The 15,979-nt window shown below is 63.3% G+C and carries 13 protein-coding genes; 8 read left to right on the top strand and 5 right to left on the bottom strand.

Features of this window, described 5'->3' with window-relative positions; translation table 11 throughout:
• Nucleotides 1-211: 211 nt before the first annotated feature.
• On the top strand, nt 212-2,752 hold the full coding sequence (locus tag QF118_RS03940) for a response regulator (protein WP_282301348.1): 2,541 nt from the start codon (nt 212-214) through the stop codon (nt 2,750-2,752).
• Nucleotides 2,753-2,754: 2 nt separating this feature from the next.
• Here QF118_RS03940 and yaaA read toward each other — a convergent pair whose 3' ends face one another.
• Complete coding sequence (gene yaaA, locus QF118_RS03935) at nt 2,755-3,525, bottom strand: peroxide stress protein YaaA (protein ID WP_282301347.1); 771 nt, start codon at nt 3,523-3,525, stop codon at nt 2,755-2,757.
• A gap of 146 nt (nt 3,526-3,671) precedes the next feature.
• Between yaaA and QF118_RS03930 the strand changes: the two genes are divergently transcribed.
• Nucleotides 3,672-3,923, top strand: coding sequence for a hypothetical protein (locus QF118_RS03930; RefSeq protein ID WP_282301346.1), 252 nt, complete (start codon nt 3,672-3,674; stop codon nt 3,921-3,923).
• Nucleotides 3,924-3,925: 2 nt separating this feature from the next.
• On the opposite strand, the gene recQ is transcribed toward QF118_RS03930, so the two are convergent.
• Both recQ and QF118_RS03920 read right to left on the bottom strand, forming a co-directional pair.
• The gene (recQ, locus tag QF118_RS03925) at nt 3,926-5,986 is read right to left on the bottom strand and encodes a DNA helicase RecQ (protein WP_282301345.1); all 2,061 of its coding nucleotides are present in this window, start codon (nt 5,984-5,986) and stop codon (nt 3,926-3,928) included.
• 141 nt (nt 5,987-6,127) lie between these two features.
• Nucleotides 6,128-6,421, bottom strand: a complete 294-nt coding sequence (locus QF118_RS03920) for a YggT family protein (protein ID WP_282302397.1) — start codon at nt 6,419-6,421, stop codon at nt 6,128-6,130.
• 133 nt (nt 6,422-6,554) lie between these two features.
• On the opposite strand from QF118_RS03920, the gene QF118_RS03915 reads away from it, so the two are divergent.
• The 6 genes from QF118_RS03915 (at nt 6,555) to arfB (ending at nt 11,827) form a co-directional block, all read left to right on the top strand.
• Nucleotides 6,555-7,103: an acyl-CoA thioesterase gene (locus QF118_RS03915; RefSeq protein ID WP_282301344.1), complete on the top strand. Its 549-nt coding sequence runs from the start codon at nt 6,555-6,557 to the stop codon at nt 7,101-7,103.
• A 66-nt stretch (nt 7,104-7,169) separates the two neighbouring features.
• Nucleotides 7,170-8,498, top strand: a complete 1,329-nt coding sequence (locus QF118_RS03910; protein WP_282301343.1) for an MFS transporter — start codon at nt 7,170-7,172, stop codon at nt 8,496-8,498.
• 4 nt (nt 8,499-8,502) lie between these two features.
• On the top strand, nt 8,503-9,432 hold the full coding sequence (mepA, locus tag QF118_RS03905) for a penicillin-insensitive murein endopeptidase (RefSeq protein ID WP_282301342.1): 930 nt from the start codon (nt 8,503-8,505) through the stop codon (nt 9,430-9,432).
• Between the two features lie 13 nt (nt 9,433-9,445).
• Nucleotides 9,446-10,366, top strand: coding sequence for an esterase-like activity of phytase family protein (locus QF118_RS03900; RefSeq protein ID WP_282301341.1), 921 nt, complete (start codon nt 9,446-9,448; stop codon nt 10,364-10,366).
• Nucleotides 10,367-10,430: 64 nt separating this feature from the next.
• Nucleotides 10,431-11,081 (top strand): queuosine precursor transporter, encoded by a 651-nt coding sequence (locus QF118_RS03895; protein ID WP_282301340.1) that lies wholly within the window; start codon nt 10,431-10,433, stop codon nt 11,079-11,081.
• Nucleotides 11,082-11,407: 326 nt separating this feature from the next.
• Entirely contained in the window at nt 11,408-11,827 is a 420-nt protein-coding gene (arfB, locus tag QF118_RS03890; RefSeq protein ID WP_282301339.1) for an alternative ribosome rescue aminoacyl-tRNA hydrolase ArfB, read from the top strand.
• Nucleotides 11,828-11,958: 131 nt separating this feature from the next.
• Here the strand turns inward: arfB and QF118_RS03885 are convergent, their stop codons facing one another.
• Together QF118_RS03885 and lysA are read right to left on the bottom strand one after the other, a co-directional pair.
• Nucleotides 11,959-14,562 carry a TIGR02302 family protein gene (locus QF118_RS03885; protein WP_282301338.1) on the bottom strand — a complete coding sequence of 868 codons (2,604 nt, stop codon included), beginning with the start codon at nt 14,560-14,562 and terminating at the stop codon, nt 11,959-11,961.
• Nucleotides 14,563-14,602: 40 nt separating this feature from the next.
• Complete coding sequence (gene lysA / locus QF118_RS03880) at nt 14,603-15,868, bottom strand: diaminopimelate decarboxylase (RefSeq protein WP_282301337.1); 1,266 nt, start codon at nt 15,866-15,868, stop codon at nt 14,603-14,605.
• Nucleotides 15,869-15,979: the final 111 nt, after the last annotated feature.

Raw genomic sequence — 15,979 nt, 5'->3', positions numbered from 1 at the left:
AAAAACTCCTTTCAAGGAATGCCTCATGGTGACACGCGCCCTGACACTGTGGCAAGGATTCGGCTGTACCGGAAAACCATACCCGGCCGGGCTGATCCTTCATCGCGTGGACGGTTTCGCCGGTCATTGATCCAAGGTCCGAAACAAGAATTTTTTAAGCAGATTTTCACCCCAAGGCGGCAAAGTGCCCTCGCATTTCGGAGGGCAATGCATGGAGATGGCCGACCGTCTGGCCGAAGAACGACGCGCCCGCCTGTCGGCGGAACGCCTGCTTGAACTCAAGCAGGCCGAACTTGTCGCTGCCAACAGGAAACTGGGCGCCCATGCGCTGCAACTTAGCCACGAAATCACGGAAACCCGCGCCGAAGTCGCCGAGGTGCGGGACGAAAACCGGCGCGTCATCACGCAACTGGGCGAAGCCACCCAAAAGATCGAGCTGGTCGAAGACCAGCTGTGGAAGGCGCTTGAAACCGTGCGCGACGGGTTTGCCATGTTCGATTCCCAGAACCGGCTGGAAATCGCGAACCCCGCCTACATGTCGATCTTCGAAGGGATGGACTGCATCGACGTGGGCACGACCTACGCCGAAATCCTGAAAGTGCTGGTCGAAGAGGGGTCCGTGGACCTGCAGGGCGAAGGGTCCGAAGACTGGCAGGCGCGGATGTATGCCCGCTGGGCCGCAGACCCGATCCCGGCCGAAACCATCCGCCTGTGGAACGGGCGGTTCGTCAAGATCCAGGACCGCAGGACACCCGATGGCGGTGTCGTGTCGCTTTGCGTGGACATCACCGAACTCATGCGGATGTGGTCCGCCGTCGAGGAACTGCCCGACGGCTTTGTCCTTTATGACGAAGACGACCGTTTGTTGATGTGCAACGAGCCGTACAAAAAGATCTATGCCGCCAGCGCCCCCGCCATCGCCCCGGGCGCCACCTTTGAGGAAATCCTGAGGTTCGGACTGGATCGCGGACAATACGTCGAAGCGATCGGCCACGAGGACGAGTGGCTGGAAGAACGCCTGCTTGCGCATCGCACCGCCGACCGCGAACTGGAACAGCAACTGGCCGACGGCCGCTGGCTGCGGATTTACGAACGCGAAACGCGCGGCGGCGGACGGGTCGGCCTGCGCATGGACATCACCGAAATCAAGAAGGACCAGCAGCGCCTGAAAGAGGCGACCATCAGGGCCGAGGCCGCCAACCGTGCCAAATCCGCCTTTCTTGCCAACATGAGCCACGAAATCCGCACGCCGATGAATGGCGTCGTGGGCATGGCCGACCTGATGGCGGAAACCGACCTGACCGACGAACAACGCCTGTACCTCGATACGATCCGCAGCTCGGGCGAGGCCTTGCTTGTCATCATCAACGACATCCTCGACTACTCCAAGATCGAGGCGGAAAAGCTGCAGCTGCACCCAGAACCCTTTGATCTGGAACGCGCGATCCACGAGGTGATCATGCTGCTTCAGCCCACGGCGCGGGACAAGGACATCCAGTTGCTTGTCGATTTCGACATGTTCCTGCCCACCCGTTTCATCGGTGATCCGGGCCGCATCCGGCAAATCCTGACCAACCTGATCGGCAATGCCGTCAAGTTCACCGTCGAAGGCCATGTTTTGGTGCGGGTGGTGGGCATGGTCGCGGACAACGGCCCATCGGCGGTGCACATCACGATCGAGGATACCGGCATCGGCATCCCCGCCGACAAGGTCAACCATGTCTTTGGCGAATTCAACCAAGTCGAAGACGAACGGAACCGCCAGTTCGAGGGCACCGGTCTTGGGCTTGCGATCACCAAGCGCCTTGTCGAATTGATGGATGGCGAAGTCTGGGTCGATTCGGAATTCGGCAAGGGCAGTTGTTTCGGTTTGCGCATCATGTTGCCCACCGACGAACCCGCCACCTTCGAACGCGCCCGCCTGCCCGAACATCTGAAACGCGTGCTGGTTGTGGATGACCACAGCGCGAACCAGACGATCCTGTCCAAGCAGCTGGACATCCTCGGGCTGCACACCGAATTTTGCAAGACCGGGGCCGAGGCGATCGACCGGATGCAATCGCCTCCGGACCTGTTGATCGTCGAACAGGACCTGCCCGACATGCAGGGCCAGGAGCTGGCCGCGCAATTGCACCTGTCAGGGCACCGCGTTCCGGTGATCCTTCTGGCGGACAACCCGACGCAGCTGGCGTCGGTCAACCGTGCGGAAATCCAGGTCGTTCTGCAAAAGCCCGCGCCGCGCAGGCTTTTGTTCTCGGCGCTAGAATCGGTCAAGCCGGCCTCCTCGGCGCCAAGGCCGGTCGATCCGGTGATTGTCGAAAAACGCCCCGCGCCCGCCGCCATTGCCGAAGACAGCGAACCGCCCCTGGACGTTCTGGTTGCCGAGGACAACAAGACGAACCAGCTGGTGTTTCGCAAGATGGCGGCTTCTTTCAACGTCACCCTGCGCTTTGCCAACAACGGCATCGAGGCGATCGAGGCCTACAGGGCGCAGCGCCCCGACATGATCTTCATGGACATTTCCATGCCGCGCATGGACGGCAAACAGGCAACGCGGGAAATCCGCGTGCTGGAAGGCAAGGGGCCGCGCGTGCCCATCGTCGCGGTGACCGCGCATGCCATGTCAGGCGACCGCGAATCCATCCTTGAGGCCGGGTTGGACGACTATCTGACCAAGCCCCTGCGCAAGGCGGAACTGGGTCAGAAGATCCAGACCTACCGCAAAAAGATCCGCACCGCGAAAGCCTCGTGAGGTCAGGCCTGTGCGGCGCGCAGAAACACGGGCTTGTCCGGCTCGGACAGCTCGGGGCGGTATTCGTACCCACCGCTGTCGAAATCCGTCAGGCTGGCCGGATCGGTCAGGCGGTGTTGGATGATATACCGGGCCATCGCCCCGCGCGCCCGCTTGGCGTAAAAGCTGACGATCTTGGGCGTACCGTTCTTGTCTTCCATGAATTGCGGGGTGATGACCCGCAGCTTTAGTGCCTTGGCCGGAACCGCGCCGAAATATTCCTGGCTGGCGCAATTCACCAGAACATCGGTGCCCAGCGCCTGCCCCTGCGCATTCAGCGCCTTGGCCAACCCGTCGCGCCAATAGTCGTACAGGTTCCCGCCGCGGCGGGTTTTCAGGCGCGACCCCATTTCAAGCCGATAGGCCTGTATCCCGTCCAGCGGCCGCAGCAAACCGTACAGCCCGGAAAGGATGCGCAGGTGATCCTGCGCCCATCCCATTTCCTCGGCGTCCAGCGTGTCTGCCTCGAGCCCCTGATAGGTATCCCCCGCAAAGGCCAGCGCGGCGGGGCGGATGTCTTCGGACCCGGGCGTGTCGGTGTAGGCCTTGAAGCGGTCGCGGTTCAGGCGCGCCAGATCGTCCGACAGGTCCATCAACCCCTTGAGATCGCCCAGGGTCAGATTACGGGCCGTCCGGGCCAGCCGCCCGGCGTCATCCAGAAAATCCGGCGTGGTCATGTCGACCTTGCGTTCGGTCCAGTCCAGCCGTTTGGCAGGTGAAATCACAACCAGCATTTTGCCCCCAAGGTTTTTGGTGTCCGGTTCGATCTAGTGCGCCCACTGGCAAAGGTCCAGATCGGCGCCAAACCGGAAATCCTTGGAAAAAGACCGATTCGGGGGCATGCTGTCCGGATTGAACCGACTATTTCAGGAGACGATTTATGAAAAAGCATCTTGCTGCTGCCCTGTTGGCCTGCGCCGCAATCACACCCGCCAGCACGGCGATTGCCAGGGAAAAGACCTATTCGCCCCATCCCTGGGACAAGGGCTGTGACGCGGTCAACTGCTATGCGCCCTACACGTCCTACATGACGGGTCACTATTCGTACCTGACCTGCAAGGACCCCCACAAATACCTGACCTACCGCAACGGCGTGCTGCAATGCGTGCCGCACAAATACGTGGCGAAATAGGGCTAGGCCCCCTGCGCGTCGCGCAACACCGCAAGGAAGGCCGGGCCGAAACGCTCGGCCTTTTTGTCACCCAGCAGCCGCTGCATGGTGTTTTCGCACCCGGGGCGTTGTTCGGCCACCTTGGCCAACAAGGACGCCGAACACGACAGCGGTTTGTCCATGCCTTCGGGGCCGCGCACCAGTTGCGCCTGTGCCTCCATCAGCGCGTCATAGAGCGCCCCGGCATCGCGCCCGGCCAGTTTGCGGCGGGTCGGGTGCATCTGCTCGGCCTCGCCGTTGATCACCTCAAGGAAAGCCGCGCCATAGCGTTCCAGTTTCTTGGCGCCAACACCGCTGATCCGCGCCATGTCGTCCAGCGTGCGGGGCCGCTGCGTCGCCATTTCGATCAAGGTCCGGTCGGGAAAGATGACATAGGCCGGGGCACGCGCGGCCTCGGCCAGGGCGCGGCGCTTGGCCTTGAGCGCGGACATCAGCGGCGCGTCTTCCTCGCTGACCAGTTCCTTGACCGCCGGTCGGCGTTCCGTGGCGCGCACGACAGCGTCGCGGCGCAGCTGGATCGTGTCCTCTCCGCGCAACAAAGGCAGCGCGCGGTCTGTCATCACCAGCGCACCATGGCGATCCGCATCCGGGCGCATCAGGTCGTGTCCCATCATCTGCCGGAACACCGCCTGCCATTGCCCCTTGGACAGGTCCTTGCCCACACCGAAGGTCGGCAGATTGTCGTGACCGCGCGCGCTGATCTTGTCCGTCATCTTGCCCATCAGGATGTCGATCAGATGTCCCGCGCCAAAGCTTTCTTCGGTGCGCAGCGCTGCAGACAAGGCCTTGCGCACCGCCTCGGTGCCGTCGAACACCTCGGGCGGGCTGTCACACAGATCGCAATTCCCGCAGGGCTCGGCCTGTTCATCGAAATACCCCAGCAGGGCCTGCCTGCGGCAGCCCAGCGCCTCGGCCAGACCCAGCAGCGCGTTCAGCCGGCCGTGGTCGGCATCGCGCCGGTCCGCCGGTGCCAGCCCTTCGTCGATCTGGGTACGGCGCAGGCGAATATCCTCGGGGCCGTACAGCGTCAGGGTTTCGGCAGGGGCGCCATCGCGCCCGGCACGGCCGATTTCCTGGTAATAGGCCTCGATCGACTTGGGCAGATCGGCGTGGGCGACCCAGCGGATATCGGGTTTGTCGACCCCCATACCAAAGGCCACGGTGGCCACGACGATCAACCCATCCTCGGTGGCAAAGCGTTCCTCGACCGCGCGGCGATCTTCGGCCTCCATCCCGCCATGATAGTGACAGGCGGAATGCCCCTCGCTGCGCAGCGCCTGCGCCAGCGTTTCGGTCTTGGCGCGGGTGCCGCAATAGACGATGCCGGACTGGCCTTTGCGCGCGCCGGCAAAGGATAGGATCTGCTGGCGCGGCCCGTCCTTGGCCTGAAAGGCAAGGTGGATGTTCGGCCGGTCGAACCCGCGCAGAAAGGTCGACGGCGCCACGCCATCGAACAACCGCGTGACGATTTCTTCCTGCGTTTCGGCATCTGCCGTCGCGGTAAAGGCCGCCAGGGGCACATCCAGCGCGCGCCGCAACTCGCCGATGCGCAGGTAATCGGGGCGGAAATCATGGCCCCACTGGCTGACGCAATGCGCCTCGTCCACGGCAATCAGGCTGACGCCGGCCTGTGACAGCATCCGCTGGGTGCCGCCATTGGCCAGCCGTTCAGGCGCCAGATACAGCAGTTTCAGCGTGCCTTGCTGCAGCATGTCCCAGACTGCATCGGTTTCTTCCTGGGTGTTGCCACTGGTCAGGGCGCCCGCGGCGACCCCCGCCTCGCGCAGCCCGCGCACCTGGTCGCGCATCAGGGCGATCAGCGGGGAAATCACCACGGTGATCCCGCCGCGCATCAGCGCAGGCAGTTGAAAACACAGGGATTTGCCACCGCCCGTCGGCATGATCGCCAAGACGTTTTCGCCCCGTGCGACAGCCTCGACAATCTCGCCCTGACCGGGGCGAAATCCATCGAAACCAAAGATATCCTTCAAAAGCGCCTCGGCGGACGCAGTGTCGCGGGGCATGGGGGTCCTGCCGGTTTTTTACGAGATCTGCTTTGGTCGCGACAATCACATACTGGGAATCGGTGAATCAAGCCCCGATGACCAAAACGCGCAACGGTGAACAGGTTTTTCGACGAAAAACCTGTTCTTCTTCAACCGCGCTCAGAAACCGTAAAAGAACGAAGCGTTGTTCGCGAGAATGATCCGAAGCGCGTAAACCCCGATCAGCACCGCAAGCGGCGCAAGGTCAAGCCCGCCCATCGGCGGCAAAAGCCGCCGGATGCGGCTGTACAGCGGCTCAAGGATGCGGTTTAGGCCGTCCCAGATTTGCGCCACCAGCGGCTGGCGCAGGTTCAAAACCTGGAAATTGATCAGCCAGCTCATGATCACATGGGCGATGATGAAGAACCAGACAATGTCGAGGATCAGCATCAGGATCTGGAAAAGCGACTGCATCATATACCCTTTGTGTTCACTTGCGCCGCGCAAGACCTAAGCACTGCGTCCCCAAAGGGCAAGTCGGACGCAAGGTCGTGGTTGACGCGCCCGCCCCACAGGCGCACGAGGGGATCAACCGCAGGAGCCCCCCATGTATCCATTCATTCGTCTTTTCAAGGACATGTACCTTGCCCGCCGCGCGCCGCGTCTGAACATCCTGGACACCCATGTGTCGCACCACATCTGCTGGCCGCATGATCTGGACATGTGGGTCGAGCTGAACAACGGCCGGACCCTGACGATCTTTGATCTTGGCCGCATTCCCTTTGCCCAGCGCACCGGGCTGATCCGCACGCTGAAGGAACAGCGCTGGGGCCTGACGGTCGCCGGATCGGTCGTTCGCTATCGCCGCCGGGTGCGGATGTTCGACCGGGTCGAGATGCGTTCGCGGCTTTTGGCCTGGGACAAACGGTTCATGTACATCGAACAGGGCATGTGGAAGACCAACGGCGACTGCGCCAATCACGCGGTTTTCCGCACTGCCGTCACCGACAAGAACGGCATTGTCACCACCGACCGGATCATGCAGGCCATGGGCCTGCAAGCGACGTCGCCCGAGATGCCCGACTGGGTCGCCCGCTGGATCGAGGCCGAGGACATGCGCCCCTGGCCCCCCATGCAGGACACCGCCCCGGAATAAACCCGGTCAAGGGCTTGCCAGATCAGGCCCTTCCCTGTTCTATCGCGCCGAAACAGGGGGCAGGGCATGGCGCAACCATCACACCGCAAACGCATTTGGGGTTGGTTCTTTTTCGACTGGGCCAGCCAGCCCTACAACACCCTGTTGATCACCTTCATCTTTGGCCCCTACGTGGGCCAGTTGATCGGCGATGGATCGCGGGCGCAGGCGGCCTGGGGCTTTGGCATCGCGGCCGCCGGCATCGTGATCGCCTTGCTGGCCCCGATCCTTGGCGCCATGGCCGATACCGGGGGCAACCGGCTGCGCTGGATCTGGCTGTTCTCGGGGCTTTACGTGGTTGGATCGGGCATGCTGTGGTTTGCCGCGCCGACGAATTTCGACCTGTTCCAGACGCTGTTCTTCTTTGCGCTTGGGCTGATCGGGATGGAGTTCGCGACGATCTTTACCAACGCCATGCTGCCCGATCTGGGCAGCCGCGAGGAAATCGGTCGAATTTCCGGCAACGGCTGGGCCTTTGGATATCTTGGCGGGCTGCTGACCCTGGTCATCATGCTGGCCTTCTTTGCCGAAAGCCCCGAAACCGGGCTGACCTATGCCAAGCTGAATCCCCTGTTCGGGCTGGATGCCGAAGCCCGCGAAGGCACCCGTTTTGTCGGTCCGCTGACCGCGATCTGGTACGCGATCTTCATGATCCCCTTTTTCCTGTGGGTGCGCGACCCGCGCAGCGCGCCCGCCCCAAAGGGCGCCGTCCGCAAGGCGCTGCAAACCCTGTGGCGCAATATCCGCCACCTGCCCCGCCATCCGTCGCGCTTTGCCTACCTGGCCTCAAGCATGTTCTACCGCGATGCGCTGAACGGCATGTATACCTTTGGCGGCATCTACGCGGTTGGCGTTCTGGGCTGGACCGTGGTCGACACCGCCGTCTTTGGCATCCTGGCCATCATTTCCGGCGCCGTCTTTGCCATGATCGGCGGCCATTGCGACAGCGCCTTTGGCCCCAAGCCGGTGATCAAGGTCTGCGTCATCATCCTGATGGGCGTGGCCATCGGCATCGTCACGATTCAGCCCGGTTCGGTCCTTGGCATTCAGGTCGGTGCAGACTCGACCTTGCCCGACGTGGCCTTTTACGTCTTCGGCGCGATCATCGGCGCGGCGGGCGGGGTGATCCAGTCTGCCTCGCGCACCATGATGGTCCGGCAGGCCGACCCGGCCCATATCACCGAATCCTTTGGTCTTTATGCCCTGACGGGCAAGGCCACCTCGTTCCTTGCCCCTTTGCTGATCGGTGTGACGACCGCGCTTACCGGATCGCAGCAATTGGGCGTTTCCCCGCTGATCGCCCTTTTCGCCATCGGGCTTCTTCTGCTACGCTGGGTGCAACCAGACGGAGATTGACCCCATGTTCCGAGTGCTCTTGACCCTGTCCCTGGTCGCAACGCTGACCGCCTGTGTCGGCGGCGGGCAGGGGCGCGATATTTCCGGCGAAAGGATCAAGGCACCCGCGCAGCCGATTGATCCGGTCCTGTCGTCGAAACAGGCCAAACAACTGTTCGGCGCCAAGGCCAGTGCCTCGGCTCAGCCTTCCGCGCCGTTCGGGTCCTATTCCAAGGGCTGTCAGGCCGGGGCCGCCCAGCTGCCCGAAACCGGGCCGACCTGGCAGGCCATGCGCCTGTCGCGCAACCGTAACTGGGGCCAGCCCGAGCTGGTCGACTTTGTTCAGGACCTCAGCCGCAAGGCCGCGCGCCAGCCCGGCTGGAAGGGTCTCTATGTCGGCGATCTAAGCCAGCCGCGCGGCGGACCCATGCTGACCGGTCACGCCAGCCACCAGATCGGCCTTGATGCCGATATCTGGATGCTGCCTGCAAACGATCTGAACCTCACTGTCCAGCAGCGCGAGAACATCTCGTCCATCTCGATGCGCCGTTCGTCGGGCGCCTATACCAACAACAACTGGACCCGCGCCCATCACGAAATCATCAAGGCCGCCGCCAGCGACCCGCGCGTCGCCCGGATTTTCATCTTTCCCGGCGCCAAGGTGCAGATGTGCAACGATGAAAAGGGCGATCGCGCCTGGCTGCGCAAGGTGCGGCCATGGTGGGGACACCACTATCATTTCCACGTACGCCTGAACTGCCCCAAGGGCGCCAAAGGCTGCGTCGATCAAAGCCCGCCGCCCGCCGGGGATGGCTGCGCCGATGCCGAACAGTGGGTGCGCAACATCCTGAACCCGCCGCCGCCCGATCCCAACGCCCCTGCGCCCAAACCCAAGCGCGAACTGACCTTGGCGGACCTTCCCGGTCAATGCGGCCAGGTGCTGACCTCGAACTGAAACGGTCCAGGACATGAAAACCCCAAACCTGGGCAGCCTTCTGGCTGTCGGTCTGACTTGCCTTTTCGCGCAGGTCACAACCGTGCTGGCGGCGGAAAAGGCCACATATCTAGGCAGCTACACCTGGCGCAGCGGCGATGCCGAACTTGGCGGCCTGTCGGGCATCGAAATCACCGACAACGGCATGGGCTTTGTCGCGCTCAGCGACCGCGCCAAGCTGGTCAAGGGCAGCTTTACCCGCGACAAGACCCGCATCACCGGGGTTCAGAACGCTGGCTGGCAGGCGCTGCGCGACCCCAAGGGCCAACCGCTAAAGGATGCCCTTGCCGATTCCGAAGGGCTGGCACTGGCGGACGATGGCACGCTGTTCATCTCGTTCGAATGGCGGCACCGCGTCTGGGCCTATTCCCCCGGCGGCAAGGCAACCGCCCTGCCCCGCGCGCAGGATTTCAAGGGTTTGCAGGCCAACTCGGGGCTCGAGGCGCTGGCCATCGACGCGCGGGGGCGGCTGTATACCCTGCCCGAACGCTCGGGGCAGATGACCCGGCCCTTTCCGGTCTGGCGCTTTGACGGCAAAGGCTGGAGCCAGCCTTTCAGCCTGCGCCGCGATGCGGGCTTTTTGCCCGTGGGTGCCGATTTCGGCCCCGATGGCTGGTTTTACCTGCTGGAACGCCAGTTCACCGGCTACGGATTTCGCAGCCGCGTCCGGCGCTTTGATGTGACCGGAGACAAGGTCCACCGCGAAGAAACGCTTCTTGAAAGCCCCGCGCTCAGGCACGACAACCTCGAAGGCATCTCGGTCTGGCGCGCCAATGACGGCACGATCCGGATGACCATGGTCTCGGACGACAACTTTCGCCCCTTTCTGCAGCGGACCGAGTTCGTGGAATACGCCGTGACGGAATCCCTTGCGTCACAATCGACCAAGCGTTAAAGCCCGCCCGTCCGGCACCCTGCCGGGCCAAGTCCCCGCAACCTTGCAAAAACGGGTAACCGATATGACGCGCACTTACCTTCCCGGCATTCTTGCCATGGCCGCCATCGTCGTGGCCTCGAACATCCTCGTCCAATTCCTTGTGCTTGATGGCCTGCTGACCTGGGGCGCCTTCACCTATCCGCTGGCCTTTCTGGTGACAGACGTGATGAACCGCGTCTATGGCGCCGGCCCCGCGCGCAAGGTCGTCGCCGCCGGCTTTGTCACCGGCGTCCTGTGTTCGCTGATCGGCAGCCAGATCATGCTGCAGGGCGACGGTTATGAATACGCCGCCGTACCGCTGCGCATTGCCGTCGCCTCGGGCATCGGCTTTCTCGTGGCGCAGCTGACCGACATCACCGTGTTCAACCGCTTTCGCGCGGGCAAATGGTGGCGCGCGCCGCTGATCTCGACGCTGGTCGGCTCGGCCCTCGACACCGTGCTGTTCTTTTCCATCGCCTTTTCCGCCACGATCACCCTGTTCGGCGCCGACGCCGACAGCGCCATCAACTGGGCATGGGAGGCCGTGCCCTTCATGAACGCGGGCCCCATGGCGCCGCTCTGGGTGTCGCTTGCCTTTGCCGATTGGCTGGTGAAACTGTCCCTCGCCCTGATCGCCCTGGTCCCCTTCAAACTGATCGTTTCGCGGGCGACCCGGCCGGAAATTCCGGCCTGAGGGAAAAAAAGTCTTTGTGGATCACCTTACCCGTGCCAACATCATCTTGAGGCGGCGGTGCGGGAACACCCCACATCAGCCATGACGCCTCGCGCGTTTTAACAGCTGAAAGGAGGTGATCCAGTGGTCAGAGAAACATTGGAGAGAGGTGTCGGAACAGTCGGAGGAAAAGCGATCTAGGGCAGACCCTGGGGCGCGAATTCCCCCAACTGGCGAGCAGCCTAACCGGCCCCGCCTCCTAATTCTCGAAGGGTCGCCTGCAGGGGCGGCCCTTTTCGTTTACCCCTGCCATTCACCACGCCCGCGATCTGCTGTAGCAAAGTCCCATGCGCATCAACGACCACATCACCATCGAAGACTGGGAACTGACCGAACAGTTCATCCGCTCGTCCGGTCCGGGCGGCCAGAACGTCAACAAGGTTTCGACCGCCGTCGAACTGCGCTTCGAGGCCGAGCGCTCACCCAACCTGCCCGCGCCGGTCAAGAACCGCCTGCGCAAACTGGCCGGACGGCGCTGGACCAAAGAGGGCACGCTGGTCATCCAGGTCGAAGACACCCGCAGTCAGGCCCGCAACCGCGAAATCGCGCGTGACCGTCTGGCCGAACTGATCCGCCAGGCCTGCGAAAAACCCAAACGGCGCATCGCGACGCGCCCCACCCTGGGCTCAAAGAAACGTCGCATCAAAGCCAAGAAAGAGCGCGCCGAGGTCAAATCCCTGCGCGGCAAGGTCGATCCTCACACCTGATCTTCTTCTTGGCGCAAATACTCCCGCCGGAGGCATCCGCCCGTCGCCACAAACGCAGGCGCCGGTCTTTCGCCCCAACATCCGCCCCGGGCGCAAACAAGACACCTGCGCGCCGCAGGCGCTCAATCAGATCAGAACCGGTCCAAAAGCCGCTCCAGGTAATCCAGTTCCGCCCGGGGGCGCTCTGCGTCACCCGACCGCTGGCGCAATTCGTCCAGCAGTTCCTGCGCCCGACGATAGACATCCTCACCCTGCAACAGCCCCTCATCCGATCCGACCTGACCGGAATTCCCGGGATCACGACCCAGCGGGTCGCGTTGTTCCTGCGGCTGACCGCCCTCGGCAAAGCCCTGCTGGCCCTGATTTTGCTGTTGCTGTTGCGCCAGCGCCTCGCCCAGATTGCGCAGGCCCTCGCGCAGCGCCTCCATGGCTTCGGACTGCTGGTCGATCGCCTCGGCAAGATCGCCGTCACGCAGCGCCTCTTCGGCGCCGTCCATGGCCCCCTCGGCCCGGCCCAGCGCCTCGGCCGCGCTTTCGCCGCCTTCGGTGCCCTGCCCTGGCAGATTGCGCCTCTGCCGGTTCAACTCGTCCCGCAAGGCGCGTTGGCGATCGGCCAGGCTCTGCTCCAGCGACTGACCGTTCTGGCCTTGTCCTTGCTCTTGCCCCTGACCTTGCTGCTGGCCGGGTTGCTGCTGGCCTTGGCCCTCGCCTTGCTGTTGCCCGGGTTGTTGCTGACCCTGCTGGCCCTCTTGCTGCCCTTGTTGCTGACCTTCTTGGCCCTCTCCGCGGTTGAACTGCTCTTGCAGATCGCGGAACGCTTCGTCCGACAGCTCCTGCTGGTCGCGCAGGGTTTCCGACAGGCCTTCCATCGCCTGTTCACCCGGCGACTGGCCGCCCTGGCCCTGGCCTTCGGTGATCTGCATGTTCTCCAGCATTTCCTGAAGCTGCCGCATCGCCTCCATGGCCTCGTCCATGCGGCCTTCTTCCATCAGTTCCTGAATCCGGTCCATCATGCGCTGGATATCGTCCTGCGACATCTCGATCATGTTCTGCGGGTCCTGCTGCGCCATGTCCGGGTTCTGTTCGGCCTGGCGGCGCTGTTCCTGCGCCAGTTGCCGCATGTAATCCTGCGTCGCCTCGCGCAGTTCCTGCATCAACTCGGCAATTTCCTGATCCGAGGCGCCGTTCTTCATCGCCTCGGCCAGCCGCTCCTGCGCCCGTTTCAGCCGCTCGCGGGCATCATCCAGATCCCCCTCTTCCAGCTCTAGCGCCAGATCCCACATCGCCTGCGCAATCTCGGCCTGCGCCTCATCGCTCAGCCCATAGCGTGCCGAAACCTCGATCCGCTGCAAAAGCGTTCTCAGCCGCAGGTAAAGAACCTCTTTGCGAAACAGGCTGCCGGGTTTGTTCGAAACCGCCCGCAGGATCATCGAAATGTCGCGGGCATTGTCGCGATTCCACAACAGCGCCTGACGTTGCTCGATCAGCGCCGCCGCCACGGGGTCAAAGAACCGGCGTCCCGGCAGAGTCAGAACCTGGGGTTCCGACAGGCCCTTCTGCCCACGCGCATCCGATACGCTCAGCTCCAGCCGCACCGGCAGATTGGCCCAGGGATGAAGCGAGAAATTCTCGACCAGAGACTGGGTAAACTCCGCCCGACTGCCCGAAATCGGCATCGGCAACGGAACCTCCAGCGCGGGGCGCGCCTCGGGCGCCATACGGCGGCCATAGCGGCGATCCACATCCTCCAGCGACAGGGTAAAAACAGCCGTCCCGGCCTCGATCCCGTGATCGTCGCTGGCAGCAAACGGGATCTGCGCCTCGCCCTCATAGCTGACCTCGATTTCGCCCTCGCGAACCACGGTCGGCGCGATGTCGGGGATCATCGCGATGTCCCAAACTCGGCCTCCCGGCCCGTCAATGGCCAGTTGGCCCGACCGCACAACTTCGAAATCCTGCGCGGTGGCTTGCGCCGCTTCTTCCGGCAGGGGGCGGCCCGATACGGTTTCGTCCACCACCAACGCGCCAACCTCGCCGTACATCCGCAAGGTGATCTGCGCGCCCTCCGGCACCTCCAAAGACCCCGCGATGATGTCATTGAGGTAAATCGACGGCATCCGCGTATAGCCCGGCGGGGCCATCCAGCCTTCCCAGCTGGGGCCCTGGGTCAGGTCCGGCCCACCGGCCCCCATTCCCGTCACCGATTGCACCCGCATCAGCGATCCGAACAGGATCGCCACCGACAGCATCAACAAGGCGGCATAGCGCAACGCAAAGGGGTCAGCGCGCGACACCCGCAGGTCCGGTTCGACCGCCCGCGCTTCGCGCAGCCGCGCGCGCATACGTTCCTGATGCGCCTTCCAGACCGCCAAAGACGCGGCATCCCCCGCGCCAATGGCCTGCCGGTCCATGGTCGCCTGAATCGGATTGCCACGAAGCGTTCCGTCCAGCCGCAACAGCGCACCGTCCCGCGTCGGCCAGCGGAACTGCCGCGCCCCGCGCACCAGCGCCCAAAGCGCGCCCAGCCCCAGAACCGCCCCAATGCCCCAGACCCATTCGACCGCGACCGTGTCCTGCACACCCAGCATCAACAGCGCCAGTCCGACGATCAGGATCGACCACAGCGGCCAGAACGCCCGCACCAGCCGTTCCGCCACCATCCCCCACCGGGTCAGCAGCAGAGGCCAGCGAATTTCGCCAAGAATATCCTTGAGATCGGACTTGCCGGACGCCATGCATCGCTCCTTGCGGATCACTCGCCGCAAGGACGACACCCTACAGCCATTCGGGGATGGTATCGCGATTTATGATCTCGTCAAAGGTTGGCCTTGCGCGGATAACCGCGAATTGATCGCCCTTGACCAGAACCTCGGGAATCAGCGGGCGGGTATTGTACTCGCTGCTCATCACCGCGCCATAGGCTCCGGCACTGCGAAACGCCAACAAATCACCGGCCTGCACCGGGGGCATCAACCGCCCCTTGGCAAAGGTATCACCCGACTCGCAGACCGGACCGACGATGTCATAGGGCGACAATTCCGCCGCTGGCTCTGCCTCATCAACAGGCACGATTTCGTGGTGCGCGTCGTACATGGCCGGGCGGATCAGGTCATTCATCGCCGCATCCAGAATCAAAAAGGCGCGCCCGTCGCCCTGCTTGACGTAAATGACACCGGACACCAAAAGCCCCGCGTTGCCCGCGATGAACCGCCCCGGCTCGATCTCGATCTCACAGCCCAGATGGCCCAACGTGCGCTGGATCAAGGCACCGTAATCCGACGGCAGCGGCGGCGCCTCGTTCGAACGGGTATAGGGGATGCCCAGACCGCCGCCCAGATCCAGACGGGTGATCTCGTGGCCATCCGCGCGCAGCGCCTCGGTCAGTTCCGCCACCTTCTGATAGGCCAGCTCATAGGGCGCCAACTCGGTCAGCTGCGATCCGATGTGCACATCAATGCCCACCACCTTCAGCCCCGGCAGCCGCGCCGCCTCGGCATAGACCTCGCGCGCCCAGGCAATCGGAATGCCGAACTTGTTCTCGGACTTGCCCGTGGCGATCTTGGCATGGGTCTTGGCGTCGACATCGGGGTTCACGCGTATGGTGATCGGCGCGACAACACCCATGGCACTGGCCACCTCTGAAATCGCCCGCATCTCGGGTTCGCTTTCGACGTTGAACTGCCGAAGACCCCCTTCAAGCGCCAAGCGAATTTCGCCCTGGGTCTTGCCCACGCCGGAAAAGACGATCCGCTCGCCCGGAACACCCGCGGCCTTGGCGCGCGCATATTCACCACCCGAAACCACGTCCATCCCCGCGCCTTCAGCGGCCAGGGTTTTCAGGATCGCCTGATTGCTGGCCGCCTTCATGGCGTAACAGATCAGATGCGGACCCCAGTCCAGCGCCTCGTCGAACAACCGGTAATGCCGGACCAGGGTGGCTGTCGAATAGACATAAAATGGCGTTCCGACCGCCGCTGCGATCTCGGCTATAGGCACGTCCTCGGCAAACAGCGCCCCGTCACGATAAAGAAAATGATCCAAGGCGGCCTCCTGCGCGAAATCAGCGCCGATGTAGCCCAGAGAGCGAGGCAAGGAAAGGGGGCGCTGCCCCCGTCCTTCGGACTCCCCCGGAGTATTTTCCCCAAGAAGAAG

Origin of the sequence: Tropicibacter oceani, assembly GCF_029958925.1 — a bacterium.
In the GTDB taxonomy this organism is placed as follows: Bacteria; Pseudomonadota; Alphaproteobacteria; order Rhodobacterales; family Rhodobacteraceae; genus Pacificoceanicola; species Pacificoceanicola oceani.
Note: the sequence above shows the minus strand (reverse complement) of the source record. Positions and strands in the feature narration are given on the sequence as shown.